We start from the raw sequence: 26,735 nt of genomic DNA on the forward strand, positions 1-26,735 counted from the left end.
AGAATCACCAACAGTCACGAGACACTGACCTTGGCAACTCACTTCGTGTGACCGGCCCGTGACCAGGAGGATCTAGGGTCACCCGTTGGTCACTAGTGCGGCACAGTCCGCACACAGCAGCGGGGAGAACACGCATGACGACAGCACCAGACCGGGTCACGTTCCGCGAGGTGTTCGGAGTCGCCGAGTTCCGCGCGATGTGGTTCGGCGAACTGCTGTCGATCGCCGGTGACCAGCTCGCCCGAGTCGCGCTCTCCGTGCTCGTCTACGCCAACACCGGTTCCGCGACGCTGACCGGCCTCACGTACGCGCTGACGTTCTTCCCGTCGTTGCTCGGCGGCATCTTCCTCACCGGATTCGCCGACCGATTCCCGCGCCGGACTGTCATGGTCACGGTCGACCTCATGCGCGCGGTGCTGATTCTGTGCGTAGCCATTCCCGGGCTGCCGTTCTGGGCACTATGTGTGCTCGTCGGCTGTGTTTCCCTGCTGAATCCGCCGTTTAAAGCGTCCCAGCTGGCGTTGCTGCCGCAGGTGCTCGAAGGCGACCGATTCGTGGTCGGCATGGGCATCCGAAGCATGACAGTCCAGTCCGCGCAGCTGCTCGGTTTCGCCGGCGGTGGCGCACTGCTGCTCGCGATGGACGCCCGTCTCGCCCTGGTGCTCGACGCGGGCACCTTCGTGCTCTCCGCGCTCTTCCTCCGTTTCGGACTGAAGTACCGCCCCGCCGCGGCCACCGGAGAGAAGCGCAAGCCGTTCCTCTCCTCGTTGAGCGCGGGCGGCAAGGTCGCCTTCGCGACCGGTGCGTTGCGGTCCCTGATGATCTTCACGTGGCTCGCCGGCCTGATGCCGGTGTACGAAGGCATCGCCGCGCCTTACGTCGCGTCCTCGGGCGGCGGCTCCGAAATGATCGGTTTCCTGCTCGCCGCCGACCCGGTGGGCAGCGTGATCTTCACCTTCATCTACACGCGCTGGGTGCCCGCCGGGATCCGGCCGAAGCTGATCGGCCCGATGACCGCGCTCGCCGCGATCCCGCTGCTGCTGTGCTTCCTGCAGCCGGGCCCGGTCGTCTCGGTGATCCTGTTCGTGATCTCCGGTGGTTTCGGCACGATCGCGCTGCTGCAGGCGACGGCCTCGCTGACGGTCGCGGTGCCGGACGAGAGCCGCGCGCAGACGATGGGGCTGTCGAACACCGGGTTGACCACGACGATGGGCGTGTCCCCGCTGATCGGCGGGGTCATCGCGGACCACGTGAGCGCGCAGACGACGGTCGGAATCTTCGGATTGGCCGGGCTGCTGATCACGATTCCGCTCGCGATCGCGTGGCAGCGGAGCCTTTCCGGGCAGGCTGAAGAGGGGTCAGCGAAGGAAGCCACACGCGCCGAGCCTGCCTAATTTACCCCGGCATGCCCCGCGCGTGAGGCTCTGACCTGCGCGACCTTGCGGTGCTGCTACGCGGTCACTGTTCCTTGCTGCGCATCGCTGGTCACCCTTCATCCGGCGTGTTCGGGAAAAATGTACACACCTAAGGCCCTTGTGGACAGGCGGCAAACGGTCTGAAACTGTGCGTAAGGCGAGTGTCACTGGAGATCCGCGCAAGACCCGGGGGGAAGAATGGTCACATTGGGGGAATTTTCAGGTCTGGGGCTGCGCGATGCGGTTTCCCGGTGGTCGCTCTGGACTCGGCCGCGGCAGTGGGTCGCGGTCACGCTGACGAGCATGGCCGTCACCGCGGTGCTCACCGTGGTGAGCGCGCTGGTGTTCCCGGTCAGCCTCGGCCAGCTCGGCATTCTCGGCATTCTCGCTGGTCTGGCGATCGCGCAGACCGAGGTCACCCGGCAGATCGAGCGGCAGCGCCGGATGTTGAGCCAGGGCCCGCACATCACCGTGACGTCGGTGTGGCTGCTTCCGGCGGCGCTGCTGGTGCCGCCGCAGCTGGTGGCTGCGCTGGGCGTGATCATCTACGTCTACCTGGCGTTCCGAAGCTGGAACGGCACGCGCCCCGGTGAGGCGCACCGCGTCGCGGCCAACGCCACCACGATGATTCTTTCCGGTTTCGGCGCCGCACTGGCCGGCCACCTCGCGGCGGGCCACAGCGTCACCACCGTGGTCGCGGGCGCACTCGGCTATTTCCTGGTCAACACCGCGTTGACCGGCCTTGGTCTGTACCTCACCGACCCGGCGAAGGCGACGCCCGAATCGTGCCTCGGCACGATGGACGACAACCTGCTGGAGCTGGCGACCCTGTGCGTCGGCGGCCTGCTGGTGATGGTGCTGAGCAACGAACCGCTGCTGTCGGTGCTGGTGATCCTGCCGCTGTACGTGTTGCAGCGGTCGATGCTGATCAAGCGGCTCGAGGAACTCGCGACCACGGACCAGAAGACGCAGCTGCTCAACGCCACCACCTGGCAGGACGGCGCGCAGCGCGAGATTTCCCGCGCCGAGCGCGAGAACGGCAGCTTCGGCGCGCTGATGATCGACCTCGACCACTTCAAGCGGATCAACGACACCTACGGCCACCTCGCGGGCGACGACGTGCTCAAAGCCGTTGCCGCCGTGGTGAAACAGGAAACCCGAGCGCACGACCTCGTCGGCCGGTTCGGCGGTGAGGAGTTCGTCGCACTGCTGCCAGCGACGTCGAAGGAAGACGCGATCGTGACCGCGGAACGGATCCGGCAGCGCATCAGCGAGCTGGTGATCCCGACGCGGACGAACGAAGGCGAGGCAGTGACGATCGAACAGCGCACGGCGTCGATCGGCGTCGCCGCGTTCCCGATGGACGGGACAAGTATCGAGGAAGTGATGGCGGCGGCCGACGCTGCCGTTTACGCGGCGAAGAACAGCGGCCGCAACCGGGTTGTCGGTTCGGTAACGCCAACCAGGGAACTCGCGGCGGTCGCCTGACGGACCTCGGGCCCGGCCGGTCTCCTCCCCGATCGGCCGGGCCCATCCTCCGCGAGAGAACTCGGAAATGACGCCCGCACCCGAAATCCGCCTCGCCCACCCCGACGAATTCGCCGCCGTCGCCGCGTTGCGCTGGCGGTGGGTGGCGGAACAAGACGGCCCGCCAGACCGTGACCAAGCCGCCTTCGTGTGCGACTTCGCCGCCTGGGCTCGCGCACACGCTGACACACATCGCTGTCTGGTCGCGGTGCAAGACGAGCAGGTGCTCGGCATGGCGTTCCTCGCGCTCACCCCCAGAGTGCCGACGCCGCACGACTTTTCGCGCATCTGCGGTGACGTGCAATGCGTGTACATCGTGCCGGAAGCACGCGACAGCGGCCTCGGTGGACTCCTGATCGACGAAACCCTGCGGCTCGCCACAGAATTCGGGCTGGAGCGGGTGACCGTGCACTCCTCGGATCGCGCGATCCCGGCCTATCTGCGGCATGGATTCGCGAGGTCGGAGAACCTGCTCCAGAGCGAACCGCGGATCGCGGCCGAGCGGCCGCCTAGCTGAACGTGATCCTCGGTTCGTCCGGGTCATTCCCTTGCGAGATCTCGCGAAAGTAGTGCGCGGTGTTCTGCACGAACGCTGCCGACTCGCGGCAATTCAGGGACATCGCGCGGATCCGTTCGGCGATGCCGCGATAGGTGTCGACCCCTTCGTCGAGGAGGAAGGCACCCGCGTGCTGGTGTTCGAAGTAGACGATCGGATCGCCGATTTCCACGGAGTACACGCAAAACCGCCCGGCCAGCCCGGAATGCCCGCCGCTGTAGGCGGGTACGACGCGGACCGTCAGCTTCGCCGACGTCGCCATCAGGTCGGCGAGGAACCGCAGCTGCCGGGCCATCGTCGCGGGCCCGCCGACGGGATTGCGCACCGCCGCCTCGCCCAGCAGCACCTCGCACGGGACCGCGCCGGGGCCGACGATCAGCGGGCGGCGCATCATCCGGATCTCGGCCTGGCGTTCCGCGTCCTTCAGCGGCAATCCGTCGCCGAGGAACAGCGCCCGCGCGTAGTCCGGGATCTGCAGCAGCCCCGGTACGACGAGCGGCTGCCATTCGACCACCGACGTCGCGGCGCGTTCGCAGGCGAGCAGCCCGCCGAGGTGGTCCGGGTCGGACTGCTTGCCGCGGGCGACCCAGCCCGGTTCGGCGGTGCCGCGCGCCAGTTGCAGGATTCGCTGTTTCTCCTCCCCGACGATGCCGAGCGCGCCGAGGATGCCCGCGACGTCCTCCAGCGCGGGAATCCGTTGTCCCAGCTCCCAATTCGACACCAGCGCGGGGTTGGTGCCGATGCGCCGGGAGAGTTCGCGCAGTCCGAAACGGGCGTCGATCCGGGCCTCGCGCAACGCGGTGCCGAGGGTGCGGATCCGGGGGTGAGCATGGCCGTGCCTCGCATGGCCGCCTTTGTAGGTGTCACCAAATGCGAACACCTCTAGCTGTCACCCGAAGGTGGAAAACGGGCCGGTCGCGCCCCCGTTTTCGGGGCGCGACCGGCCCGTGCGCGTCACTTCAGCCCGGTCGCCTCGGCCGCCGCCGGGTCGGAGTCGGCGAGGAACGTCTTGCAGCGCTCGTACTCCTCGGTCTCGCCGATCTGGCCGGCGGCGGTGCCGAGTGCGGCGAGCGCGCGCAGGAAGCCCTGGTTCGGCCGGTGCGCCCACGGCACCGGGCCGAAGCCCTTCCAGCCGGCGCGGCGCAGCTGGTCGAGGCCGCGGTGGTAGCCGGTGCGGGCGTAGGCGTACGCGGCGACGGTCTCGCCGCCGGCGAGCGCGCGTTCGGCCAGCGCGGCCCAGGCCTCGCTGTAGTCGGGGTGATCGGCGGCCACGGCGGTCGGGTCGGTACCGGAGTCGAGCGCGGCCTGCGCGTCGGTGTGCTCGGGCAGCAGCGTGGGCTCGGGGCCCAGCAGGTTGTGCGTCATGCCGCCATTGTGCCCACGATGTCCCCGGGTCAGAGGAACAGGCTGGTCAGCACGCCTCCGCCGGCCAGCACGAGTGCGGCGATCAGCACGGCGGCGACGGCTCGTTTCGGCATCATGGGCCGACACCATGCCGTGCCGGACCGCGGTCAGGCAAATCCGCCACCCGTAGGGGTGAACCCGGGTTTTGCCCCTTCCGCGACCAGCGGGTCTTGCGGCAGGGGATGATGGCGCCTATGACGAAGGCGGTTGAGGACGTCGCCGGACCGGCGGTCCCGCGTGGCCCGGTCGGCAAGACCAGGCTTTTCTTCGCGACGCACTGGCACCGCGGCGCGCCGGGACAGCCGACGCCGGCCTGGGTGCTGCGGTTCTGTTACGGCATGTGGCTGACCGCGTTCGCGTTCAAGCTGGTCGGGTCGTCGTGGGACATGTCGTGGCACTTCAAGTGGCTGCGCGACGACCTCGCGCCGCCGCATCTGATCAACACCGTCGGCACGGTGATCATCGTCGTGCTGGTGGCGATCCACAGCTACACCGGCCTCGGCTGCGACCGCCGCTCGCTGCGGCTCATGCAGGCCGGGCTGATCGTGTTCCTGGTCGCCGCGCCGCTCGACGTCATCAACCACCGCGTGAACGGCCTCGACCTGACCGCGTGGAGCCCGTCGCACATGATGCTGTACCTCGGCACCGGCATCATGCAGGCAGGCGTCCTGCTCGGCTGGCTGCGGCTGGCCCCGCCGGGCCGGTTCCGCACCGGGGTGCTGCTGGCGCTGTGGGCGTTCTTCCTGGAGAACACCTTCTTCCCGAACGGCCAGCAGGAGTACGGCATCCTCGGCCTGCGCGCGTGGGAACGCGGCACGCCGGAGGCCGAGCCGACGCTGCTTTCCTTCGCCGCCAACCAGATCGGCCACCCGGTCGACCGGGCCGCGGTAATGCACTTCACGATGCCGATCCCGGAATGGGTGTATCCGCTGTGGGGGATCGGTGTTTCGGCGCTGATCCTCGTGCTGGCTCGGAAGACCGTCGGACGCCGCTGGGCTGGCCTGACCGTGGCCGGCGCGTATGTGGCGTACCGGTGCGTGATGTGGCCGCTGCTGCTCGCGCTGGGCTTCCCGGTGTCGACGGTGCCGTTCTATCTGCTGGCGGTCGGGTTGGCGGTGGATCTGGCCTTCCTCCTGCCCTGGCCAGCGGTGACGGGCGCGGTTTTGGTGACGGTGCTGGGGTATGGCGCGTTCTGGGTGCAGGCTCAGTTGCGGCCTTGGCTGCTTGGGGGAGCGCAGACGGAATCGGCACCGCCGGTGGCGTATTGGACGGCGCTGGTGGCTGTGGCGGGGTTGTTCGCGTTGTGGGCTGGGGCTGGTCCGGCGAAGGAGTGGTGGGCTTCTCGGCGCTCAGTCGCGGCGTAGGACGGCGCTGCCATTCGAGTGATTCGCGATCATGAGCGCCCCGGGCTGACTCCTTTCCGGAATACTGCGGACACCAGCAGTAACCTCGGGGAGGGGGTTCCGTGGCGCTCAGTTCGCACGCCCGAAAACGACAGCTTGCCGCAAACCCGGTCGCGCAGCGGTATCCCGGGCTGAATTCCTTGCGGCGCACCATTTTCACCGAGCTGGTGGCCCGTACCGCGGAAGGCTGGCAGCTCGCGGTGCGCACCGGGCCCGCTCCGGCCGCGGACGCCTACCTGATCGGCCGGGTCGGGGTGTTCGCCATTGTTGTCGCTGATCCAGCCCCGGATGCCGGGACGATGCGGGCGGTGCTCCGCCAGGTTGACGAACGGTTCGCCGGACTGTCGCTTTCCGGCGGGCAGCGGGTCGCCGCGAGCGCGGTCACCCCGGTCGTGATCGGCACCCCGGATTCCCCGGCCGGACCACGCAACGCCGGGCCGTTCTGGTCGCTGCCCTTTTCCCGGCTGGACCAGCTTTTCCAGCGCGACGCCGTGCATCTGACCACCAAACAAGCCGCGCGGATCGCCGAGGCGCTGCGACCGCTGCTCGACGGATATGACTGGCCGAAAGTCGAGGCCCCGGCCGCGAAAGCGGAGTCCTTCGAACTGCTCACTGCGGAGAGCGTCGCCGACAACCAGCTGGCGGCAGCGGTGGCCCGGCCATTCGACACATGGATGACGTTCCTGCACCCGGACCAGGCAGCGTTGGCGACGCGAAACTACGGCGGTCCGACCCGGATCAGCGGACCGGCCGGTACGGGCAAGACCGTGGTGGCGCTGCACCGGCTGCGGCACGCAGGGAGGCGGAGCACGGGGCCATTGCTGTTCACGACGTTCGTGCGGAATCTGCCGCCGGTGAGCGAGACTGCGTTTCGGCGGCTGGCACCGGAGATGGCGGACCGGGCGGAGTTTGTCAGCCTGCACTCGTGGGCGAGCGCATTCCTCGCCAACAGGGGAATCCACCTGAACATCTCGTTCGAGACCTCGTTCAGCCTCGCCTGGAAAGCACACAGCGGCGCGCTCCAGGACGACGGACCGCAGTATTGGGCGGACGAGGTGCACCGGGTGATCAAGGGCAGAGGCATTAAAACCCTCGCCGAGTATCAGCGGGTGGTCCGGCGCGGACGGCGAAGGCGTCTCGACAATCGCCAGCGCGCCACGGTCTGGCAGGTGTACTTGGACTACCAAAAGAACCTCGCGGAACGAGACGCCCACGACTTTGACGATCTGCTGGCCCGAGCGCTGGAAGAGCTTGAGCGGCAACCGCTCGAAGTGCCGTACGCCGCCGTGGTCGTCGACGAAGTGCAGGACATCACGCTGACCGGCCTGCGGCTGCTTCGCCTGATCGCCGGCGACGGACCGAACCAGCTGCTGCTCGTCGGGGACGGCCAGCAACAGGTCTACCCGGGCGGCTGGCGGCTTTCTGACGCCGGAATCCCCGTCCAGGGCAGGGGCGAAGTGCTCAAGGTCAACTACCGCAACCGCACCGGCATCCTGGATTTCGCCCGGCGGATCGCCGCGCTCAACGAGGTCGACGACCTGGACGGAGCGGCTGGGGTCGCATTGCGCGACGCGGCGGCGGTCAACGACGGCGGGACCGCGAAGTCGTGGGAGGGCACCGAAGCCGAGCTTCCGGACGCGCTGGCCGCCGCTGTGCGCGACCTTGGCGTCCCGCACGGCGAGGCCGCGCTGATCACCTTCAGCAACAAGGATGCCGTTAAGTGCCGGAAGCTGCTGGAATCGGCTGGTGTCGCCACCCGGCCGATCGAACAGCACACCGGCGAGACCGGCGACCGGCTGTACGCAGGGACCGTGCACAAGGCGAAAGGGCTGGACTTCCGCGCGGTGCTGGTCGTCGACTTCACACAGCCCGAGCTGGAAGACCCGGCCACCGAACAAGAACAGCGCGAGTTGCGTAATCGGCAGCGGCTCGTCGCCGCGACTCGCGCACGGGACTTCCTGTGGTGGGGCGTCGTTCGGTCCTAATTGGACAGCAGGCGGCGGTAATGATCCGTGGCCGGTTTGATGCCGTGGTCCGGATCGGCGTTGTACAAGCCGTCCGGGCCTTTCGGGCCGAAGCTGTACGGTTGATACAGCGTCGCGCAGGACGGTTCGGTTTTGGCGAGTCGTTGCCAGCGTTGCCATTCCGCGTCGTAGCGGGCCAGGTGGTAGCGCATGGCGGCTTTGTCGTACCGGCCGTTCTGGTCGCCGGCGTAGCCGCGCAGCATCACTTCCCAGCCGTGGTGCACGACGCGGTGCCAGGATTGGCCGTAGCGCGCGGACACTCTCAGGTACGTCCGGTCGGCGTGGTTGCGCAACGGGAGCGTCCCGGACAGCGCGACGATTTCGTCCCACATCCGGGCCGCCAAGGCCTTCTCCGCGAGCACCGGCTCGACCCGGCCGTTTGCGACGATTGAGGCATAATCGCTGGTCAAGTCCTTGTCGGAGCCGCCGAGGAACTGGTCGCGCGTCCACATCAGCCGGCCCATCGGGTGCACCACGCTGTAGTGCCCGCGGAGCACAGCGGCCGCCGACAGCAACGCTAGCCGTCGGAAGCGGCGGACTTGCTCGCCGCGCAAGCCGAGCCTCGTTGTCGCGTACTCGGTGAACGCGCCTTCCTCGCCGAGGCCGGTGTTGCGGGCCCACCGCGCGACTACCCAGGTGTTGAGATCGCACCACAACTCGTTCTGCAGATACGGTCCGCGCCAGCCACCGCCGCGCGACCAGGTCCAGATTCCGGCGATAATGGGGTTGTCGACGACCTCCGCCAGCCCGATCGGACCGGTGCGCGGCTGGGTGCGGAATTCCTCGAAGCCGTTGACCACACCGTCGATCACGTAATTCGGGAACGCGCCTTTGCCCTCGTACTCGCGCTGGCATTCCACTTCGATGATCTGCCGGTGCTTGCCGACGCCGATGGTCCGGTTGAACGGGATAGTCCGCCAGAAATCTTTCTCGGTGTGCTTGATCGAGAAGACCAGCTTCTCGTGCGTTTCGACCTGGTCGGTCACCTGTCGGTAGAAGTCCGGGTCGCTGGTCAGCTTGTCGCTGCCGGTGGACCAGGTGCGGTAGAAGACCCGCTTGTTCGCGCGTACGCACATCTCGTCGCGCAGGATGCCGAGCAGTGTCATGTGGCTCGTGGCACCGTTGGTGATCGGGTTGTTTCCGGTGTGGAACGGCACGTTCTGCACGTACGTTTCGCCGGTGCGGACGACAATTCCGTCCAGGTCAGGGAAACGCGCGCAGATCTCGCGCAGCATCAACCGGTGGATCTGCTGAGTGAGCGGCCGGTCGAAGCTGATTCTGCCTTTGCTGTCGAGAATTTGATCACCGTACAGTTCGACCAGGCGTTTCGGCAGCACGATGATGTCGGTGAAGAAATACGCCGCGATACCCGCCGCGTGCGCTCGCGCGATGTGTGCGTCGATCTTCTTCGCCGCCGCTTCGACCCAGGCGCGGCCGTCCGAGCCAGCGGGAAAGATGCGCTGGTCGAACGTGTCGAAGGTGATCGCGGTCTGCGGCGGGATGAACTCGTTGATCACCTGACCGTCGTAGCCGTAGCTCTTCAACGTCGCGGGATCGTTGAAGCGACTGGAAAACAGCGGTTCACCGGGGTTGTTCTGGACCATATCGAGCAGGAACGGCAGCCGTCGGCCGGCGGGTTCCGCGAACGCTGTCCCGGCGGTGGCCGCGAGAGCCGCGAGCGCGATCCCGCCGCGCAACGCCGTCCGCCGACTGGTTTCCCACGCTGCGCCCATGCCTGCGGCCTCCCACAATGATCAGAATAGATCTGATGTATTTACCCGAGAATAAGAAGTGCGCCAGACCGAGTCAACCGCATTCATATCCATGAACAACAGGTCAGATCAGACAGATTCCTTGCTCTGCGCCCGGCAGACCTGATACCCCTGGAAGACCAAGACATCTGATGACTGCCGCCGCGACGAAGTGGATGCGATCATGGACCAAGCAGGATTCAGCCGCCGCAGCATGCTCGCCGCGGCCGGTGCCGCCGGACTGCTCGGCCTCACCGCGCCCCGCGCGCAAGCCGCCCCCGCCGCCACCCCGTGGTACCCCTCAGCCAAATTCGGCATCTTCATCCACTGGGGCGCCTACTCGGCCGCAGCCTGGGGCGACGCCAAACATGCCGCGGAGTGGTACCTCTACGCCATGAACGTCACGGATCCCGCGCGCGGCACCGGAACCCGTGACCACCACCTGAAAACCTACGGCGCGGACTTCGCCTACGACCAGTTCATCCCGCGCTTCACCGCCCGCCGCTACAACCCGCACTCCTGGGTACGCCTGTTCGAACAGGCTGGTGCCCGGTATTTCGTGCTGACTTCCAAACACCACGACGGTTTCCAGCTGTTCCGCAACACGGTGTCAGACCGCAATTCCGTCCGGTTAGGCCCAGGCCGCGACCTAGTCGGCGAACTGTTCTCCGCCGCCGCACACTCTCGACTCAAACGCGGCGTCTACTACTCACTGGGCGAGTTCTACAGCCCCGCACTCGGCACCGCGCCGAGAAACCCTTACACCGGCGCGGAAATCCCCTACACCGGCTATCGTCCAGTCACCGACTACGTGACACAATACGAGCACGCGCACCTGAAAACCCTGATCGACCAGTACGACCCAGACGTACTGTGGGCAGACGGCCAGGGCTACCACGAATTCGGCGGCGGCCCGATCTTCCGGCCGAAGACCTGGGACTGGCGCAGCGACGAAATTCTGTCCTACTACTACCGCAACGCCGCCGACCGCCCGCACCCGAAGAGCGTCCTGGCAAACGACCGCTTCGAGGCTTCGCATGCGGATTTCGTGACAGTAGAAGGGGATAACAAGAAGTACGTCCTGCGCCCCGACCCGTGGGAAGCCTGCCTGAACATCGGAAAGTCGTGGGGATACAACGAAAACGAGGACCCGGCGAAGATCAAATCCTCGGTACAGCTGATTCGCCTGCTGGCCGAAGTCGTCAGCAAGAACGGCAACCTGTTGCTCAACATCGGCCCCCGCGAGGACGGCACCATCGCGGATTGGATGAGCACCCGCCTCCTCGACATGGGCCGCTGGCTACGCATCAACGGCCGCGCGATCTACGGTTCGACCCCGTGGCAACGAGCCATGGACGGCGACCTCTGTTATACCCGCACGCGCGGCGCGTTCAACCTGATCCCGCTCCACTGGCCGGGCGCGCGGCTTCTCGTGCCGGGGGATGTCCCGATCGGAGCCCGCTCGCGAATCCGCTTGCTGGGCGGGCATTCCCGGCCGTTGCCGTGGAGCCGAACGGCGGATGGGGTGGTGATCGAGCTGCCCGCACGGCGAACGGACGACTTCGGGGAGGACTTTCCGGCGGTGCTCACGGTGACGGATTGGTAGGTGGCGCAAACCGCTATCCTCCGACGGTACTCAACCTGGCGCGGATCACCGCGCACCGTAATCCGGAGGGTCCGTTGCCGAAGGTTCCTAACTCTCGAAGACCCGGCCGTGCCGCAGTTAACGCGCTGCGGGCCCTTCTGGAGCAGCACAATCACATCGTTCAAGAGGTCGACGGCCAGAACGACTTCGGCGAGGATCTACTCGTTACGTTCACCGAGGACGGCGAAGTCACCGGCGACCTGGTCAAGATCCAGGTCAAAGGCGGCCGTTCGTGGCGCAGGGCCGATGGGTACGCCGTACCGGTCGGTGACCACGGCAGTACCTGGGCCGATGGCAACATCCCGGTGCTCTGCGTTGTGCACGACCCGGATACCGACAGTCTCTACTGGGCCAACGCCACCAAGCAACTGCGGTCGGCGCGGCGCAACGGCGAGGCGCTCAAGACGATCATCGTCAGCCCGGACCCGGAGTTGGACGACGAATCCATCGCGGACTTCGTCGCCGAGGTCAGGCGCTACCTGAGCCGCTATCGCGGTAACCGAATCATCCAGGCTCAGCTAGGCGAGATGGCAGGCGTCGAGTTCGGTCCATCGGACATCGTGCGGCACCACGTGAACGTATACGGCGAGGATCTGATCTTCTGGCAGCGCAGAGGCGAGGGATTCGCAACCCTGTTGCACAGTGACCTCGACTGGCACCCGGAGCACTTTGGCCCTGAGCATTTCTACCCTGACGGTCGACCAGGTCTGCTTTCCGGCACGCCCGTAGTGGCAGGCACGATACTGAACGCGGGTGAAGCAAGTTGGTTGGCGGCCTGCTTTGACGCGGCTCGGTGGGCCCGCGAACCAATTGCCGATGATCCGCCGCTTCAGACCAATGACGACGCACGTGACAACTACGTGGCCAGACGAGTTGAACATCGCCTTCGGGTCGAACCCGGGGCTTTGCCACGGTCCCTCCAGAAGCTTCGCAACGAAGCCGTGAACGACCCTGATTTAGCCGCCATTGCCGCGGAGCTGGAGTCGGATGCCACGGTCTCTGCCGAAGCGCTCTCGAAACCTTGGGATGAGATGTCGGAGAAATCTCGCCGGCTAGTCACGTTTTACCTGGTCAAAGAAGTGCACGTAGGTTCGCCTTCGCTGCCGATCGACAAGCAGTTCCAAATCGAGTGGCGACACTCCCAGTCGACCGGGGAATACGGTTTCAACGCGCGGGTCGGACAACCGAGCACTCACATGTCTTCGCACCGGGAGCGCGTATCAGCCTATCGGCTAAGGCCGGGTGACCGGATCTACTGGCTGAGCCGGTACGGAAACGAACGCGGCCGGGAGGTATCGGCCGTCTGGGATTCTGAGGACAATCCCGGCACCGTCTGCGTGCGTTTCGATCAACTTACGCTGGCCGACACCTTCTGGCCGGGAGAACGGTTCGTCCGGAAAGTGTCGGCCAACCGCGGGTGATGGAGCCCCCGGTCACCAGCCGCGTTCGCGCCACTCCGGCAGGCTCGGTCGCTCCGCGCCCAGTGTCGTGTCCTTGCCGTGGCCGGGATAAACCCAGGTCTCATCCGGCAACTCGCCAAAGATCTTCTGCTCAACATCATCGAGCAACGACGCGAACCGAGCCGGATCCTTCTCCGTGTTCCCAATCCCGCCAGGAAACAGCGAGTCCCCCGTGAAAACGTGCGGAATACCCTCCGGATCCCGATAAACGAGCGCGATGCTCCCCGGCGAATGCCCGACCAGATGCCGCGCCGTCAGCTCGACCTCCCCGACCTGGATGGTGTCGCCGTCATCCACCGGGACGTCGATGCGCGCCTTGATTCCCTCGACGTCGTCGCGCCCAGCGTAGGTGCGGGCACCGGTAGCCTCCGCGACCTCGGCCAGCGCGATCCAGTGGTCCCAGTGCTGATGCGTAGTCACGATCGACGCGAGACCGCGGTCGCCGATCAACTCCAGCAGCGTCTGTGGGTCAGCCGCCGCGTCGATCAGCAGTTGTTCGCCGGTGGCTCGGCAGCGCAGCAGGTACGCGTTGTTGTCGATCGTGCCGACGGAGACTTTCGAGATGGTCAGGCCGCTGGTCTCCCGCACGTCAGCGGGGCCGCCGGTGGTCACCACTCCGGTGTACGTCATGGAAGTCCTCCCTCGTCGTCGTCCACCCAACCGACGTGGCAGCTAACCGTCAACTGGGGCAGCACGCGGCTGCGCTGGATTTCTTGCGCGGAGTTTGAGTCGGAGCGCTAGGTTTCGGGGATCGGTGTCCCGTTCGACCACACGCACGGCGACGTGCTGGTGAGGAACAGGCCGCCGGCGGAATTTGCTTGGAGTGCCATGCGGAAACCGTCCGCGTTGTTCTCGACCCAGAGGTATTCGTTCGGCGGGTTGTTGTCGAGCACGCGGAAGTTGTGGTTCTGCCACCAGGCGCGGAGCGCGTCGAAGTACCGGGGGAAGTTGTCTTTCGCCAGTCCCTCGATCCGGTAGTCGCGGCTGGCTAGGACGCGGTTCTTGGCACCGTGGTCGCTGGGGTCGCTGCAGTCGCCTCGCTGTTCTGAGGAGAACAACGTGTACCGCGCCTCGGCGGGCAGCGCTTCGCGGGCCTTCAGCGAGTAATCCTCGACCTGCAGGTTGGCCTGGTCAGCCGTGATCGTGGGCTGCGCTCCGCTCCCGCACGCAGTCGACATCAGCACAGCGGCAAAGCAGCTCATGCCCGCAGCTTTCCGCGGATTGACCACGCCAGTCCCCTCAATAGCAGGCAAAAATAGGAAGGCCGCCCCGACCAAAAGATCGAGGCGGCCTTCCGCGAGCAAACGCCGTCAGCCCAGCTTGTTGCCAGCCGAGCCGAGGGCCTGGGTCGCCTCGACGACGCGGGCCGCCATGCCGGCTTCCGCTGCCTTCAGGTAGCTGCGCGGGTCGTAGACCTTCTTGTTGCCGACCTCGCCGTCGATCTTCAGCACTCCGTCGTAGTTCTTGAAGAAGTGGTCCGCGATCGGGCGGGTGAACGCGTACTGCGTGTCGGTGTCCACGTTCATCTTCACCACGCCGTACGACACCGCCTCGCGGATTTCCTCCGGGAGCGAGCCCGAGCCGCCGTGGAAGACCAGTTCGAAGGGCTTCGAGCCGGCGTCGAGGCCGAGCTTCTTCGCCGCCGCTTCCTGGCCGCCCTTGAGCACGTCCGGGCGCAGCTTCACGTTGCCCGGCTTGTACACGCCGTGCACGTTGCCGAACGTCGCGGCCAGCAGGTAGCGGCCCTTCTCACCGGCGCCGAGCGCGTCGATCGTCTTCAGGAAGTCGCCCTCGGCGGTGTACAGCTTCTCGTTGATCTCCGCCTCGACGCCGTCCTCCTCGCCGCCGACGACGCCGATTTCGACCTCGAGGATGATCTTCGCCGCCGCTGCCTTGGCGAGCAGCTCCTGCGCGATCTGCAGGTTCTCGTCAAGGTCGATCGCCGAACCGTCCCACATGTGGGACTGGAACAGCGGCAGCCCGCCGCCGCGGACGCGTTCGGCGGAGATCTCGATCAGCGGGCGGACGAAGCCGTCCAGCTTGTCCTTCGGGCAGTGGTCGGTGTGCAGGGCGACGTTGACGTCGTACTTCGCCGCCACCACCTGAGCGAACTCGGCCAGCGCGGTCGCGCCGACAACCATGTCCTTCACCTTCTGCCCGGACGCGAACTCCGCGCCGCCGGTGGAGAACTGGATGATCCCGTCGCTTTCCGCCTCGGCGAACCCGCGGATCGCGGCGTTCACGGTTTCCGACGAGGTCACGTTGATGGCCGGGTAGGCGAACTCGTTCGCCTTCGCCCGGTCGAGCATCTCCGCGTACACCTCGGGGGTGGCGATGGGCATCGGTTCCTCCTCGAGACGACTGGCTTCTACAGCGGCATCGTACGAGGTGGACCGGCCGGGCCGACCGGTCCTACCTCACACGAGACGAAACCGACTGGAGCGATTCAGAGCAGCTCGGCCGCGATTGCCCGGTAGGCAGGGAACGGATCGTCGTCCAGCGCCTGCACGCTGACGTGCTCAGCGCCCGCGTCGAGGTGCGCCCGCAGGCCCTTGGCCAGCGCTTTCGCGTCGCCGTGGACGGCGAGCGCGTCGATCAGGCGGTCGCTGCCCTTCCCTGCGATGTCTTCCTCGGAGAAGCCGTATTTGCGCAGGTTGGCGGTGTAGTTGGACAGGCCGAGGTAGAACTGCACCGTCTTGCGGCCGGTCTCGCGCGCCCGCTCCGGATCTGTGTCGAAGACGACCTTCTGCTCGGGCGCGAGCAGCGCCGCCGAGCCGAGGATCTCCCGCGCGGCCCGGGTGTGCTCCGGGGTGGTCAGGTACGGGTGCGCGGCCGCGGTGCGGTCGCGGGCGAGTTCGAGCACCTTCGGACCGAGGGCGGCGAGCGCGAGCGATTCCTTCGGCACCCCGGCCGCGTCGAGCGCGTCCAGGTATTCGACCAGCGCCGCGTACGGCTTCTTGTACTCCTGCGTGTGCTCGCGGTGGCCCGCGCCGACCCCGAGCAGGAAGCGTCCCGGGTGCTTTCCCTCGATCCGGTGGAACGCCTGTGCGACGCTCTCGGGCGCGTCGGCCCAGATGTTGACGATCCCGGTGGCGACCTTGATCCGCTCGGTCGCGTCCAGCACTTCGTCGACGATCGCCAGGTCGCCTCCGGGCGAACCGCCGAGCCAGATCGTGCCGTAGCCCAGTTTCTCCACCTCGGCGGCGAACGCGCCGTCCACCTGAGCCGACATCCGCCACACGCCTAGCTTGCCCAATTCGATAGCCATGCCCCGCCCAACGCACGGGAACTCGGTTTTCCTCCCGCCGCGGCCGGATTAGGTTCGAAAGCATGACGAAGCTCGGCTCCACGGAACTGGACATCCACGGCCTCAACCTCGGCTGCAACGTCTTCGGCCACACAGCGGACGAACCCACGTCATTCGCTGTTCTCGACGCGTACACCGCGGCCGGCGGCAACTTCCTCGACACGGCTAACACCTATGGCGGCGGTGGCGGTTCCGAAACGATCATCGGCAACTGGCTCGCCAAGCGCGGCCGCCGCGACGACATCGTCCTCGCCACCAAGATCGGCGCCGGGGAGCAGCGGCCGGGCCTCGCCGCCGCGAACATCGCCGAAGGCGTCGAGGAATCCTTGCGCCGCCTGCAAACCGACCACATCGACCTTTACTACGCGCACAAGGACGATCTCGACACCCCGCTGGAGGAGACGCTCGCCGCGTTCGACCAGCTCGTGCGCGCGGGCAAGGTCCGCTACATCGCGGCCTCCAACTACGAGCCGGACCGGCTCGCCGCCGCACTGTCCATTTCGGACGAAAACAACCTCGCCCGATACGTTGCCCTGCAACCGCATTACAACCTCGTCGAGCGGGATTACGAGCGGGAGCTGGCCCCGCTGGTCGCCCGCGAGAACCTGGCGACGCTGCCGTATTTCGGGCTGGCCATGGGATTCCTCACCGGCAAGTACCGTTCGAAGGACGAGCCGGGCGACTCGCCGCGTGCCCCGCGAGCGCTGAAATACCTCGACGAACGCGGCGAACGTGTGCTCGCCGCGCTGGACGAAGTGGCTGCCGCGCACCAGGCTTCGGTCGCCAGCGTCGCGCTCGCGTGGCTCCGTCAGCAGCCGACCGTGGCCGCCCCGATCGCCAGCGCGCGCAACCCCGAACAGCTCGTCGATCTGCTCGCGTCGGTCGAGCTGAATCTGACCGACGCCGAACTCACCGCTTTGAGCGAAGCGTCGAACTGATACCTACCGATTAGTAGCTTACTGCGGGTAGGTTGTTGTACGGTGCCCTCCGAACAGGCGAAAACCGGCTCAGGAGGGCACCGTGGCTCAGCAGAACCAGGTCGACGGCAAAGTCGTGCTCATCACCGGAGCCGCTCGCGGGATCGGAGCCGGCCTGGCCGAGCGGCTCTCCGCGCGCGGAGCCAAGGTCGCGCTCGTCGGGCTCGAAGCCGACGAACAGGAAGCGGTCGCCAAGCGGATCGGGCCGAACGCGAAGTCCTGGGAAGCCGACGTCACCAGCTGGGACGACCTCGAACGCGTCACCGCGGGCGTCGTCGAGCACTTCGGCGGCATCGACATCGTCATCGCCAACGCCGGCATCGCGACCGCCGGATTCGTGCGCTCGGTGGACCGCGACGCGTTCGAGCGGGTGATCGAGGTCGATCTGCTCGGCGTGTGGCGCACGTTCCGCGTCACGCTCCCGCACGTGATCGAACGCCGTGGCTACCTGCTTGGCATCTCCTCGCTCGCCGCGATCACGCACGCACCCGGCATGGCGAACTACGCCGCCGCGAAGGCCGGCGTCGAAGCGTTCTGCAACAGCCTGCGCGCGGAGGTCGCGCACCTCGGCGTGAAGGTCGGCGTCGCGCACCCGACCTGGATCCGCACCGACCTGGTCGAAAGCGCCGACGCGCATCCGGTGTTCGGCAAGCTGCGCTCCGGGATGCCCGGCCTGCTCGGCAAGACGTACCCGCTGGACGTCGCGCTCGACGACCTGGAGGCCGGGATTCTGCGCCGCGCCAGGACGATCCACGTGCCACGCTGGGTCGGCGGACTGAAGCTGCTGCGCTCGTTCCTGCCGCCGATCGTCGAATTCGGCGCGCGGAGCCGGGTGCCGGCGGCGGACCGGGCCGCGCTGAAGGACGTCGAGGAACGCGGCGCGTTCGAGTCGTCGGTCAACGGCCACGGCGGGCGCGCGGCCACGAAGCGCAGCTAGAGGAGCGGCCATGTCCCGTCGCGACCAGATCCGGATGACCCCGGACGAGGTGCAGGCCTATCTCGCCGAGCAGAAGGTCATCAACGTGGCCTCGATCGGCCCGAACGGCAGGCCGCACCTCACCGCCCTCTGGTACTACCCGCACGAGGGCGGGGTCGCGACGTGGACATACGGCACCTCGCAGAAAGCCAAAAACCTGCGGCGGCTGCCCGAAGCGACCGTGTTGATCGAAAGCGGCGAGGCGTACGACCAGCTGCGCGGGCTGTCCTTCGAGGCGGACGTCGAGTTCGTCGAGGACACCGACCAGGTCACGGCCATGGGGATCGCGCTGATGATGCGCTACTCCGGCGCCGAACCGGGCGCACCGGTGCCGGACGAGCTGCGGACCTTCATCGAACGGCAGGCCCCGAAGCGGGTCGGGCTGATCCTGCGTCCGACGAAGGTCGCGAGCTGGGACCACTCGAAACTCGCCGGGGTCTACTAGGGAACGAGGGCGACGAAGCTCAGCCCTGAGGTGCGTTCTGCCAGGTCAAGCGCGGTTTCTGCTTCGTCAAGGCCCACCGTGAGCAGCTCGACCGCCGACAGGTCCAGCACGCCGGAGCGGATCAGGTTCCACACCGTCAGCACCGTCTCGTCGTTGCTCATCCAGGAGCCACGCAGGGTGAGCCGACGGTGCATGAAGTCGCCGTACGGAATGGCCAGATCCTGGCGTACCCCGCCGACGAGCACCATCGTGCCGCGTACCCGCAGGCTGTCGTAGGCGGCCATGGTCGCGTCCGCCGTCGGCGTGGCCCCGAGCGCGTCGAGGACCACGTCCACCGGGCCGATGCCTGCCGCGTCCGTCGCGCGATCGCCGGTCAGCTGGTGGGTGCGCACGCGCGGGCCGAGTTCGGCCAGCCGGTCGAGCGCCTTTTTGTTGCGCCCCACCGCGGTCACGGTCGCCGCGCCTTCCGCCAAGGCCAGCAGCACTGCCGCGCCGCCCATCTGACCGGTCGCGCCGAGCACCGCGACGTCGCGGCCAGCCAGCGGACCCGCGGCGTGCAATCCCTCCGCGGCGACGCAAAGCCAGGTCAGGAAAGACAATCGGGCCGGGTCTGGGTAATCCTCCGCTCCGGGCAGCTTGATCATCGTTTCCTTGGCACACAACGCTTTCTCCGCGAAGACGCCGTCGTGCCACACCTCGCGCATCCGGTCCGTGCGCTCGCTGCCCGCACCGGAGCCGCCGAGACCGACCCAGCCAACCAGGATTTCGTCGCCGCCACCCGCGTCGAGCAGCGCCGTGTCCAGCACGATGTCGCCTGGCGCGACATGGAAGACGTCAGGTGCCACGTCGATCACGCGCCCAACGCAGGCGGGGCCAAGGACCAGCGGAACCGGCAGACCGCCGCGGCCGCCCGTCACCACCACGTTCGTATAAGCCGGGACGTGCGCGGCGAGCACCTCCACGACTACACCTCCGCCCTGAAGAGCGGGTTCTGGCACCTCAGAGAGGCGCAGGCCTTGTGCATCAACAGTCCAAGCTCGCATGCGACCTAGCCTCGCGCGCAGTTAAGCTGGTATCCAGAATCGCGTTATTCTGGTACTGGAGGTTCTAGGGTGAGCGTCGAACTGGGCACCTTCCTGCGCAGCCGCCGCGAACGGATCTCCCCGGCCGACGCGGGCCTGCCGTCGACCGGCCGCCGCCGCACCCCCGGGTTGCGCCGCGAGGAGCTGGCCCTGCTCGCCGGAATCAGCGCCACCTGGCTCACGTATCTCGAACAGGGCCGCGACGTCCGCCCGTCCGGCCAGGTGCTCGACGCACTGGCCCGGGCGCTGCGGCTGACCAACGCAGAGCAGGAACACCTGCGCCGTCTCGCCGACGGAGGAACGACGCCCGAAGACGCTCCCGAAGAGGCTGCCCCGGAGGTCGCGAAAGTCCCGGCCTTGCTGGGCGACAACCCCGCGTACGTCACCGGCATCTGCTATGACCTGCTCGCCTACAACGACGCCGCCGCGGAGCTGTTCCGGAACATCACGCCAGGGGCCAACATCGTCCGCTGGATGTTCACCGAGCCCGCCGCGCGCGAGGTCCTGGTCGACTGGGAGCACGAGGCGCGCAACATCCTGGCCCGGCTTCGCGCGATCGCCGGACGGCATCCCGACCACCCGCGCGTGACCCGTCTCGTGGCCGAGCTGACCGAGGCGAGCCCCGAGGTGCGCGAGTGGTGGCCGCACTACGAAATCCAGTTCAGCCACGCAGGTCACAAGCGCTTTCGGCACCCCCGGCTTGGCGTGCTCACCGCGACGCACGCCGCGTTCCACGTGGCCGAGCGTCCGGAGCAGACGCTGGTGGTCTATCAGCTGCCGAACGGTACTGGCGAGTAGGAAGTACTTTGAAGTAACTGTTACCTGAGGTAACATCAACGCTGCCAGACCCCCAGCGCAGCGGAGGCCGACAAGATGACCGAGCGGTTCAAGGTCGTGATCGTGGGTACCGGATTTTCCGGGCTCGGCCAGGCGATCCAGCTCGAAAAAGCGGGCATCCGGGACTACGTGATCCTGGAGAAGGCCGACGAGGTCGGCGGCACCTGGCGGGACAATTCGTACCCGGGCTGCGCGTGCGACGTGCAGTCGCACATGTACTCGTTCTCCTACGCGCAGAACCCGGACTGGAGCCGGTCGTTCTCGCCGCAGCCGGAGATCTTCGACTACCTCAAGGGCATCGCCGACAAGTACCGGCTGCGCGACAAGATCCGGTTCGGCACCGAGATCACCGGCGCGCACTGGGACGAGGGCGAACGCCGCTGGACGGTGGAAACCAAGGGCGGCACCGAGTTTTCCGCCCAGTTCCTCGTCGCCGGCGTCGGCGGGCTGCACATCCCGCAGATCCCGAAGCTGCCGGGGATCGCCAAGTTCAAGGGCCAGACCTGGCATTCGGCGCAGTGGAACCACGAGTTCGACCTGACCGGCAAGCGGGTCGCGGTGATCGGCACCGGAGCGAGCGCGGTCCAGTTCGTACCGAAGATCGCGCCCGAGGTCGCCGAGTTGACGCTGTTCCAGCGCACGCCGCCGTGGATCATGCCGAAGCCGGACCACGCGATGCCGGGCTGGGCCAAGCAGCTGTTCAAGCGCGTTCCGGGCACGCAGCGGCTGTACCGCAACGCGTTGTACTGGATGCTCGAAGCCCGCGCGATCGGGTTCAACGGGCATCCGAAGCTCATGCAGGCCGCCGAGGTGATCGGGCGCAGGCACATCGCGAAGGGCATCAAAGACCCCGCGCTGCGCCGGAAAGTCACGCCCGACTACACGATGGGCTGCAAACGCGTCCTGCTGTCGAATGACTATTTCCCCGCACTGGACCGCCCGAACGTCGACGTGGTCACCGACGGTGTCGCGGAAGTCCGCGCGCACAGCATCGTCGACACCGCCGGGGTCGAGCACGAGGTCGACGCGATCATCTACGGCACCGGCTTCAAGGTGACCGACGCGCTGGAATACCTCGACATCACCGGCGTCGGCGGCCGCGATCTCGCGAAATCCTGGGCCACCGAAGGGATCCAGACGCACAAGGGGATCACCGTCTCCGGGTTCCCCAACCTGTTCTTCCTGCTCGGCCCGAACACCGCACTCGGCCACAACTCCGTGGTGTTCATGATCGAATCGCAGTCCCGCTACGTGGTCGACGCGATCCGGCTGGCCGATTCGCGCGGTGCGGCGGCACTGGACGTGCGGCCGTCGGTGCAGGACGAATTCCAGGAGCAGATCCAGGAAAAGCTCGTCAAGGGCGTGTGGACGCAGGGCGGCTGCAAGAGCTGGTACCTCGACGCGAAGGGCGTCAACCGGACGATCTGGCCGGGCTTCACGTGGCGGTACTGGCTGGAGACGCGACGCGTCGAGCCGAGCGACTACGAGCTGAGCGGCCGGTCATGAGCGCCGACCACGAGCAGATCGTGCTCCACGCGCGCGACGTGGAGTTCGACTTCTCCAAGCTGCCGATGCACTGGATTCCCGGGCAGCCGCAGGCCACGCACAGCATCAACGTGCTGCATCTGGCGCTGCCCGAGGGCGAACGCTGGTTCGTCGAGGTGTTCAAACAGGCCGTCCCGCTGATCCGCGACGAGCGGCTCAAGGAGGACGTGCTCGGGTTCATCGGCCAGGAGGCGATGCACGCCGAGGCGCACGACGGAGCGGCCGAACACCTGGAGTCCGCCGGGGTTTCCGTGCGGCCCTACATCGCGCAGATGGAGTGGATGTTCCGGCGTCTCCTCGGCGATCGGCCCGGATCGAGCCGGGAATGGCTGATCGAACGGCTCGCGCTGGTCGCCGCGATCGAGCACTACACCGCGTTCCTCGGCCAGTGGATCCTCGACGCGAAGGAACTCGACGCGGCCGGTGCCGACGAGACGATGCTGGATCTCCTTCGCTGGCACGGCGCCGAGGAAGTCGAGCACCGTTCGGTGGCCTACGACCTGTTCTGTCACCTCGACGGCCGTTACGGTCGGCGGGTGCGTTCGATGCTCGTGGTGACGCCGGTGCTGGCGTGGGTTTTCCTGCGCGGGACCCGGTTTCTGATGAAGAACGACCCGACGCGCCCAGGCCGCACCAGCTGGCGGGCCTACCGGCGCGCCGCCCGTCAGGGGCTGCTGCCCGGACCGCGCGAACTGCTGCGCGAGATCCGGCCGTACTTCCGGAAGTCCTATCACCCCACCGAAACCGGCAACACCGACCAGGCGGTGGCGTACCTGGCGAGTTCACCCGCCGCGCAGGCCGCCGACGCGCCGCGATGACCGCACCGCAGTTCCCGCCCCGGCTCGACGGCAGCGGCAGGCGCGACCGGCTGATGTCCACTTTGGTCGCGGTCGGCGCGGCTTATCGAAAACTGGCCGAGGTTTCCGGCCGACGCCGTCCGCCAGTGCGGGAAGTCGACCGCTGGCTGCCGTTGGTCGTCGATGCCGTGCGCGCCGAGGCGGACGGTGTGGTGAGCCTGCGGCTCGTGCGTCCGGACGGAAGTCCGCTGCCCGCTTGGCGTCCGGGCGCGCATATCGACCTGATGCTGCCCTCGGGGGAAGTGCGGCAGTACTCGCTGTGCGGCTCGCCTTCGGACCTGTCGCACTACCGGATTGCCGTGCGGCTCATCGGTTCCGCGTCCGCTGAGGTGCATACACTCACGGCCGGAACTCGCGTCACGGTTCGCGGGCCGCGCAACGCTTTCCCGTTCGTCACCGCGCCCGCGTACCACTTCGTGGCAGGCGGAATCGGGATCACGCCGATCCTGCCGATGGTGCACCGTGCGGCGGAGAGCGGCGCGGAGTGGCGGCTGGTCTACACCGGCCGCGACCGGGAATCGATGCCATTTCTCGACGAACTCCCGGCCGAGCGGGTGCGGATCCGGCCGGACAAGGAGTTCGGCATTCCCGCGTCCGGCGCGGAACTGCTGGAGGAAATGCCTTCCGGCGCTTCGGTTTACTGCTGCGGCCCGGTGCCGATGATCACCAGCGTCCGCGTCGATCTGGCCCGCACGGACGCCGCCGCGGTGTACTACGAACGGTTCGCGCCGCCGCCGATCGTGGACGGCGAACCGTTCCGCGTGGTGCTGCGCCGCAGCGGCCGTACTCTCGACGTGCCCGCCGACCGCTCCACGCTCGACGTGGTGCGCGACGTGCTGCCAGACGTGCCGTACTCGTGCCGCCAAGGGTTCTGCGGCACCTGCGAGGTGGCGGCCGAGGACGGCGGGCGCGTCCGGATCTGCGTCGACCGCGGGCCCGCCGTCCTCGAGCTTTAGCCCTGCGCGGGAACCCAGTCGCCGAGGACCGGCTTGAACTCGCGGACAGTGCGCTCGGCCACCACGCCCTCGAGCGCGTACGGGTCGTTGTCGATCAGCTTGGCCAGCGCCTCCTCGTCCTCGGCCTGCCACAGCACCAGGCCGCCGGTGTTGTCGGCGAGCGGACCGGCGACCGCGACGCGACCAGCCGCTACGTGCTCTTTCAGGTACTCCCGGTGCCGCGGCCGGACGTCGGCCAGCTTCTCCTGGACGTAGCGGATTTCGACGAGGTACCAGGCCATGCGCTTACTCCCGGGGTGAGCACGACAGTGACCCCGCAAACGCTACCGGTGACCGCCGGGCGGACGCACCATGCGAGCGGTGGCAGCGCAGTGCCAACCCGATAGGCTAGGCACGGGTCGGAACCTGTGTGCACGCTGTGCCTATCGCGCACCAACGGGCAGCCCGAGCGGACACGTCGAGGACAGGCGGGGATACATGCTGGAGGGGAACGCGGAACGCAGCGTCGAGGCGACCCTCGGCCACCTGCGGACCATGGACGGGCCGGTCCCGGCGCAGCCGCCGACCGCCCCGTTGAACCTGGAAGACCTCTACCGGCAGCACCGGATGCGGCTCGTGCGGCTCGCGATCCTGCTGGTCGACGAGCCGGCCACCGCCGAGGACGTCGTGCAGGAGGCCTTCACCGGCCTGCACCGCAACTGGGGCAGGCTGCGCGACGCCGCGGCGGCGGTCGGCTACCTGCGCACCGCGGTGGTCAACGGGTCGCGCAGCGTGCTGCGCCGCCGCAAGACCGCCCGCGAGTACGTGCCCCCGCACGCGGTGAACGCCCGGTCCGCGGAAAGCCTCGCGATGCTCTCCAGCGAGCACCAGGCCGTGGTCAACGCGTTGTCGAAGCTTCCGCCGCGCCAGCGCGAGGTGCTCGTGCTGCGGTACTACGGCGGGCTGAGCGAAGCGGAGATTTCGGAAGCGGCGGGCATTTCGAAGGGCACCGTGAAGTCAACCGCCAGCCGGGCGCTGGAGGCGTTGCAGAAGGCAATGCAGCCGCCTCAGTGACCTGGGCGGACCAATCTCGCGCTGGTCGGCCCTCCTTGGTCCAGACCAATATATGCTGGACGGCGTGAAGCACGCCGGAGACTTCGTCATCACGGGCGGCCGCGTCGTGGCCCCGGACCGCGTACTCGACGACGGCTGGCTCGCCGTGTCCGGCGGGCAGATCGCCGCGGTAGGCACCGGAACGCCCCCGAGCAGCCCGGACACCGCGACGGTGGACGTCGCCGGGGCGCTGGTCGTGCCCGGTTTCGTGGACACCCACTGCCACGGCGGTGGCGGCGGCTCGTTCTCGACGCTCGACCCGGACGAGATCCGCACCGCGGTCCGCGCGCACCGCCGCCACGGCACCACGACCATGCTCGCGAGCCTGGTCTCCGACCCGATCGACCTGCTCACCGAGCAGATCGCGGCGCTGCGCGAACTCGTGCAGGAGGGCGACCTCGCGGGCATCCACCTGGAGGGCCCGTTCATCTCGCGCGCCCGCTGCGGCGCGCACGATCCGGACACTCTGCGTGAACCGGACACCGGCACCGTCGAGAAGCTGCTGCGCGCCGGACACGGTTCGATCCGGATGGTCACGCTCGCGCCGGAGCTGAACGGCGGCGTCAAGGCGGTCCGGCAGCTGGCCGAGTCGGGCGTGATCGCCGCGATCGGCCACACCGACGGGGTCGCCGACCAGCTGGTCCCGGCCATCGACGCCGGCGCGACGGTCGCCACCCATCTGTTCAACGGCATGCGCCCGCTGCACCACCGCGAGCCGGGCCCGGTCGGCGTGCTGCTCGACGACGAGCGCGTGACGGTTGAGTTGATCTGCGACCTGGTCCACCTGCACCCGACGGTCGTGCGGCTGGCCGCCCAGCACGCGGGCCGCGGCCGGACGGTGCTGATCACTGACGCCATGTCGGCCACCGACGCCGCCGACGGCCGCTACACCCTCGGCAGGCTGGAGGTCGACGTCCACGACGGCGTCGCCACCTTGGACAACGGTTCCCTGGCCGGGAGCACGTTGACCATGGACAACGCCTTCCGCAACCTGGTGAAGGGCGCCAAACTCGACGTACTGGACGCGGTCCGGGCGACCTCGGCGCGACCCGCCGAACTGCTCGGCATCGCCGACCGCACGGGTGCGCTGCGACCTGGACTGGCCGCGGATGCCGTGATCCTGGACGACGACCTGCGCCCGTCCCGGGTCCTGCACCGGGGCGAATGGGTGGCCGAGGCGGGCCGGGCTACCTTGAGTACGTGACGGCCTAGCACTTCGACAGGCGGACGGAGCGGATGAGCGAGCCGAAAGACCCAGAACGGCTACTGGCGGATGCGCTGCGTGCACAAGCCGTCTTCGCTCCGCACGTCCTGCCGAACCCGGTCGAAGAGCCTGGCAACGGCGAGGGCGCCGCGTCCCCGGAGGCTGGCGCGCCTGGAACGTCCGGCACGGGCTCGTCCGGCGCGGGTGCCGCTGGTTCTGGCACCGGATCGTTCGGCGCGGGTGCTCCTGGCTCCGGCACGGGGTCCTTCGGC

Annotated in this window: 25 protein-coding genes; 16 read left to right on the top strand and 9 right to left on the bottom strand. The window is 67.7% G+C overall.

Going from position 1 to position 26,735, the window contains the following annotated elements; translation table 11 throughout:
* The first annotated feature begins 134 nt into the window (after positions 1–134).
* The 3 genes from RPX00_RS11985 to RPX00_RS11995 all read left to right on the top strand — a co-directional run bounded on the left by RPX00_RS11985 (position 135) and on the right by RPX00_RS11995 (position 3,459).
* On the top strand, positions 135–1,394 hold the full coding sequence (locus tag RPX00_RS11985; protein WP_406639588.1) for an MFS transporter: 1,260 nt from the start codon (positions 135–137) through the stop codon (positions 1,392–1,394).
* A 324-nt stretch (positions 1,395–1,718) separates the two neighbouring features.
* Positions 1,719–2,903 (top strand): GGDEF domain-containing protein, encoded by a 1,185-nt coding sequence (locus RPX00_RS11990; protein WP_406639589.1) that lies wholly within the window; start codon positions 1,719–1,721, stop codon positions 2,901–2,903.
* 67 nt (positions 2,904–2,970) lie between these two features.
* Positions 2,971–3,459 carry a GNAT family N-acetyltransferase gene (locus tag RPX00_RS11995; RefSeq protein ID WP_406639590.1) on the top strand — a complete coding sequence of 163 codons (489 nt, stop codon included), beginning with the start codon at positions 2,971–2,973 and terminating at the stop codon, positions 3,457–3,459.
* Here the strand turns inward: RPX00_RS11995 and RPX00_RS12000 are convergent.
* Together RPX00_RS12000 and RPX00_RS12005 are read right to left on the bottom strand one after the other, a co-directional pair.
* The gene (locus tag RPX00_RS12000; RefSeq protein WP_406639591.1) at positions 3,452–4,378 is read right to left on the bottom strand and encodes a helix-turn-helix domain-containing protein; all 927 of its coding nucleotides are present in this window, start codon (positions 4,376–4,378) and stop codon (positions 3,452–3,454) included. The two genes, RPX00_RS11995 and RPX00_RS12000, sit on opposite strands and share 8 nt — an antisense overlap.
* Positions 4,379–4,452: 74 nt before the next feature.
* Positions 4,453–4,863 carry a DUF3151 domain-containing protein gene (locus tag RPX00_RS12005; protein ID WP_406639592.1) on the bottom strand — a complete coding sequence of 137 codons (411 nt, stop codon included), beginning with the start codon at positions 4,861–4,863 and terminating at the stop codon, positions 4,453–4,455.
* 233 nt (positions 4,864–5,096) lie between these two features.
* On the opposite strand from RPX00_RS12005, the gene RPX00_RS12010 reads away from it, so the two are divergent.
* Entirely contained in the window at positions 5,097–6,266 is a 1,170-nt protein-coding gene (locus tag RPX00_RS12010) for a hypothetical protein (protein WP_406639593.1), read from the top strand.
* 101 nt (positions 6,267–6,367) lie between these two features.
* A complete protein-coding gene (locus RPX00_RS12015) occupies positions 6,368–8,290 on the top strand; it encodes a UvrD-helicase domain-containing protein (RefSeq protein WP_406639594.1) in 1,923 nt (640 codons plus the stop codon).
* Here RPX00_RS12015 and RPX00_RS12020 read toward each other — a convergent pair.
* Positions 8,287–10,062 carry a hypothetical protein gene (locus RPX00_RS12020; protein ID WP_406639595.1) on the bottom strand — a complete coding sequence of 592 codons (1,776 nt, stop codon included), beginning with the start codon at positions 10,060–10,062 and terminating at the stop codon, positions 8,287–8,289. The two genes, RPX00_RS12015 and RPX00_RS12020, sit on opposite strands and share 4 nt — an antisense overlap.
* A 202-nt stretch (positions 10,063–10,264) precedes the next feature.
* On the opposite strand from RPX00_RS12020, the gene RPX00_RS12025 reads away from it, so the two are divergent.
* Together RPX00_RS12025 and RPX00_RS12030 are read left to right on the top strand one after the other, a co-directional pair.
* Positions 10,265–11,686: an alpha-L-fucosidase gene (locus RPX00_RS12025; protein ID WP_406639596.1), complete on the top strand. Its 1,422-nt coding sequence runs from the start codon at positions 10,265–10,267 to the stop codon at positions 11,684–11,686.
* 74 nt (positions 11,687–11,760) lie between these two features.
* Positions 11,761–13,146, top strand: a complete 1,386-nt coding sequence (locus tag RPX00_RS12030) for a DUF4365 domain-containing protein (protein ID WP_406639597.1) — start codon at positions 11,761–11,763, stop codon at positions 13,144–13,146.
* Positions 13,147–13,158: 12 nt separating this feature from the next.
* Here RPX00_RS12030 and RPX00_RS12035 read toward each other — a convergent pair whose 3' ends face one another.
* The 4 genes from RPX00_RS12035 to RPX00_RS12050 form a co-directional block, all read right to left on the bottom strand.
* Positions 13,159–13,815: an MBL fold metallo-hydrolase gene (locus RPX00_RS12035; protein WP_406639598.1), complete on the bottom strand. Its 657-nt coding sequence runs from the start codon at positions 13,813–13,815 to the stop codon at positions 13,159–13,161.
* A gap of 107 nt (positions 13,816–13,922) precedes the next feature.
* Positions 13,923–14,387 (bottom strand): hypothetical protein, encoded by a 465-nt coding sequence (locus tag RPX00_RS12040; protein WP_406639599.1) that lies wholly within the window; start codon positions 14,385–14,387, stop codon positions 13,923–13,925.
* A gap of 108 nt (positions 14,388–14,495) precedes the next feature.
* Entirely contained in the window at positions 14,496–15,527 is a 1,032-nt protein-coding gene (gene fbaA, locus RPX00_RS12045; RefSeq protein ID WP_406639600.1) for a class II fructose-bisphosphate aldolase, read from the bottom strand.
* Between the two features lie 104 nt (positions 15,528–15,631).
* Positions 15,632–16,453: an LLM class F420-dependent oxidoreductase gene (locus RPX00_RS12050; RefSeq protein ID WP_406639601.1), complete on the bottom strand. Its 822-nt coding sequence runs from the start codon at positions 16,451–16,453 to the stop codon at positions 15,632–15,634.
* A 62-nt stretch (positions 16,454–16,515) separates the two neighbouring features.
* Here RPX00_RS12050 and RPX00_RS12055 point away from each other — a divergent pair, with 62 nt between their 5' ends.
* The 3 genes from RPX00_RS12055 (at position 16,516) to RPX00_RS12065 (ending at position 18,890) form a co-directional block, all read left to right on the top strand.
* Complete coding sequence (locus tag RPX00_RS12055) at positions 16,516–17,430, top strand: aldo/keto reductase (protein WP_406639602.1); 915 nt, start codon at positions 16,516–16,518, stop codon at positions 17,428–17,430.
* An 82-nt stretch (positions 17,431–17,512) separates the two neighbouring features.
* Positions 17,513–18,406 carry an SDR family oxidoreductase gene (locus tag RPX00_RS12060; protein WP_406639603.1) on the top strand — a complete coding sequence of 298 codons (894 nt, stop codon included), beginning with the start codon at positions 17,513–17,515 and terminating at the stop codon, positions 18,404–18,406.
* A 10-nt stretch (positions 18,407–18,416) separates the two neighbouring features.
* A complete protein-coding gene (locus RPX00_RS12065) occupies positions 18,417–18,890 on the top strand; it encodes a pyridoxamine 5'-phosphate oxidase family protein (RefSeq protein WP_406639604.1) in 474 nt (157 codons plus the stop codon).
* Here the strand turns inward: RPX00_RS12065 and RPX00_RS12070 are convergent.
* The gene (locus RPX00_RS12070; RefSeq protein ID WP_406639605.1) at positions 18,887–19,852 is read right to left on the bottom strand and encodes a zinc-binding dehydrogenase; all 966 of its coding nucleotides are present in this window, start codon (positions 19,850–19,852) and stop codon (positions 18,887–18,889) included. The two genes, RPX00_RS12065 and RPX00_RS12070, sit on opposite strands and share 4 nt — an antisense overlap.
* Positions 19,853–20,002: 150 nt before the next feature.
* On the opposite strand from RPX00_RS12070, the gene RPX00_RS12075 reads away from it, so the two are divergent.
* The 4 genes from RPX00_RS12075 (at position 20,003) to RPX00_RS12090 (ending at position 24,167) form a co-directional block, all read left to right on the top strand.
* Positions 20,003–20,770 carry a helix-turn-helix transcriptional regulator gene (locus RPX00_RS12075; RefSeq protein WP_406639606.1) on the top strand — a complete coding sequence of 256 codons (768 nt, stop codon included), beginning with the start codon at positions 20,003–20,005 and terminating at the stop codon, positions 20,768–20,770.
* Between the two features lie 75 nt (positions 20,771–20,845).
* The gene (locus RPX00_RS12080) at positions 20,846–22,315 is read left to right on the top strand and encodes a flavin-containing monooxygenase (RefSeq protein ID WP_406639607.1); all 1,470 of its coding nucleotides are present in this window, start codon (positions 20,846–20,848) and stop codon (positions 22,313–22,315) included.
* Entirely contained in the window at positions 22,312–23,172 is an 861-nt protein-coding gene (locus RPX00_RS12085; RefSeq protein WP_406639608.1) for a metal-dependent hydrolase, read from the top strand. Before RPX00_RS12080 ends, RPX00_RS12085 begins: the two co-directional genes overlap by 4 nt.
* Complete coding sequence (locus RPX00_RS12090) at positions 23,169–24,167, top strand: PDR/VanB family oxidoreductase (RefSeq protein ID WP_406639609.1); 999 nt, start codon at positions 23,169–23,171, stop codon at positions 24,165–24,167. The genes RPX00_RS12085 and RPX00_RS12090 overlap by 4 nt, the downstream gene beginning before the upstream one ends.
* Here the strand turns inward: RPX00_RS12090 and RPX00_RS12095 are convergent.
* Entirely contained in the window at positions 24,164–24,448 is a 285-nt protein-coding gene (locus RPX00_RS12095) for a YciI family protein (protein ID WP_406639610.1), read from the bottom strand. The genes RPX00_RS12090 and RPX00_RS12095 overlap by 4 nt on opposite strands.
* A 196-nt stretch (positions 24,449–24,644) precedes the next feature.
* Here RPX00_RS12095 and RPX00_RS12100 point away from each other — a divergent pair, with 196 nt between their 5' ends.
* On the top strand, positions 24,645–25,220 hold the full coding sequence (locus tag RPX00_RS12100) for a SigE family RNA polymerase sigma factor (RefSeq protein WP_051172562.1): 576 nt from the start codon (positions 24,645–24,647) through the stop codon (positions 25,218–25,220).
* A gap of 52 nt (positions 25,221–25,272) precedes the next feature.
* Positions 25,273–26,463 carry an N-acetylglucosamine-6-phosphate deacetylase gene (nagA, locus tag RPX00_RS12105; RefSeq protein WP_406639611.1) on the top strand — a complete coding sequence of 397 codons (1,191 nt, stop codon included), beginning with the start codon at positions 25,273–25,275 and terminating at the stop codon, positions 26,461–26,463.
* Positions 26,464–26,735: the final 272 nt, after the last annotated feature.

Origin of the sequence: Amycolatopsis sp. WGS_07 (assembly GCF_045278895.1) — a bacterium.
Lineage (GTDB): Bacteria > Actinomycetota > Actinomycetes > Mycobacteriales > Pseudonocardiaceae > Amycolatopsis.

Coding starts and splice junctions, on each gene's coding strand:
- RPX00_RS11990 (WP_406639589.1), top strand. CDS start 1,719: ATGGCCGTCACCGCGGTGCTCACCGTGGTGAGCGCGCTGGTGTTCCCG.
- RPX00_RS12055 (WP_406639602.1), top strand. CDS start 16,516: ATGACGAAGCTCGGCTCCACGGAACTGGACATCCACGGCCTCAACCTC.
- RPX00_RS12035 (WP_406639598.1), bottom strand. CDS start 13,815: ATGACGTACACCGGAGTGGTGACCACCGGCGGCCCCGCTGACGTGCGG.
- fbaA (WP_406639600.1), bottom strand. CDS start 15,527: ATGCCCATCGCCACCCCCGAGGTGTACGCGGAGATGCTCGACCGGGCG.
- RPX00_RS12005 (WP_406639592.1), bottom strand. CDS start 4,863: ATGACGCACAACCTGCTGGGCCCCGAGCCCACGCTGCTGCCCGAGCAC.
- RPX00_RS12095 (WP_406639610.1), bottom strand. CDS start 24,448: ATGGCCTGGTACCTCGTCGAAATCCGCTACGTCCAGGAGAAGCTGGCC.
- RPX00_RS12025 (WP_406639596.1), top strand. CDS start 10,265: ATGGACCAAGCAGGATTCAGCCGCCGCAGCATGCTCGCCGCGGCCGGT.
- RPX00_RS11985 (WP_406639588.1), top strand. CDS start 135: ATGACGACAGCACCAGACCGGGTCACGTTCCGCGAGGTGTTCGGAGTC.
- RPX00_RS12020 (WP_406639595.1), bottom strand. CDS start 10,062: ATGGGCGCAGCGTGGGAAACCAGTCGGCGGACGGCGTTGCGCGGCGGG.
- RPX00_RS12040 (WP_406639599.1), bottom strand. CDS start 14,387: ATGAGCTGCTTTGCCGCTGTGCTGATGTCGACTGCGTGCGGGAGCGGA.
- RPX00_RS12090 (WP_406639609.1), top strand. CDS start 23,169: ATGACCGCACCGCAGTTCCCGCCCCGGCTCGACGGCAGCGGCAGGCGC.
- RPX00_RS11995 (WP_406639590.1), top strand. CDS start 2,971: ATGACGCCCGCACCCGAAATCCGCCTCGCCCACCCCGACGAATTCGCC.
- RPX00_RS12065 (WP_406639604.1), top strand. CDS start 18,417: ATGTCCCGTCGCGACCAGATCCGGATGACCCCGGACGAGGTGCAGGCC.
- RPX00_RS12050 (WP_406639601.1), bottom strand. CDS start 16,453: ATGGCTATCGAATTGGGCAAGCTAGGCGTGTGGCGGATGTCGGCTCAG.
- RPX00_RS12085 (WP_406639608.1), top strand. CDS start 22,312: ATGAGCGCCGACCACGAGCAGATCGTGCTCCACGCGCGCGACGTGGAG.
- RPX00_RS12080 (WP_406639607.1), top strand. CDS start 20,846: ATGACCGAGCGGTTCAAGGTCGTGATCGTGGGTACCGGATTTTCCGGG.
- RPX00_RS12100 (WP_051172562.1), top strand. CDS start 24,645: ATGCTGGAGGGGAACGCGGAACGCAGCGTCGAGGCGACCCTCGGCCAC.
- RPX00_RS12010 (WP_406639593.1), top strand. CDS start 5,097: ATGACGAAGGCGGTTGAGGACGTCGCCGGACCGGCGGTCCCGCGTGGC.
- nagA (WP_406639611.1), top strand. CDS start 25,273: ATGCTGGACGGCGTGAAGCACGCCGGAGACTTCGTCATCACGGGCGGC.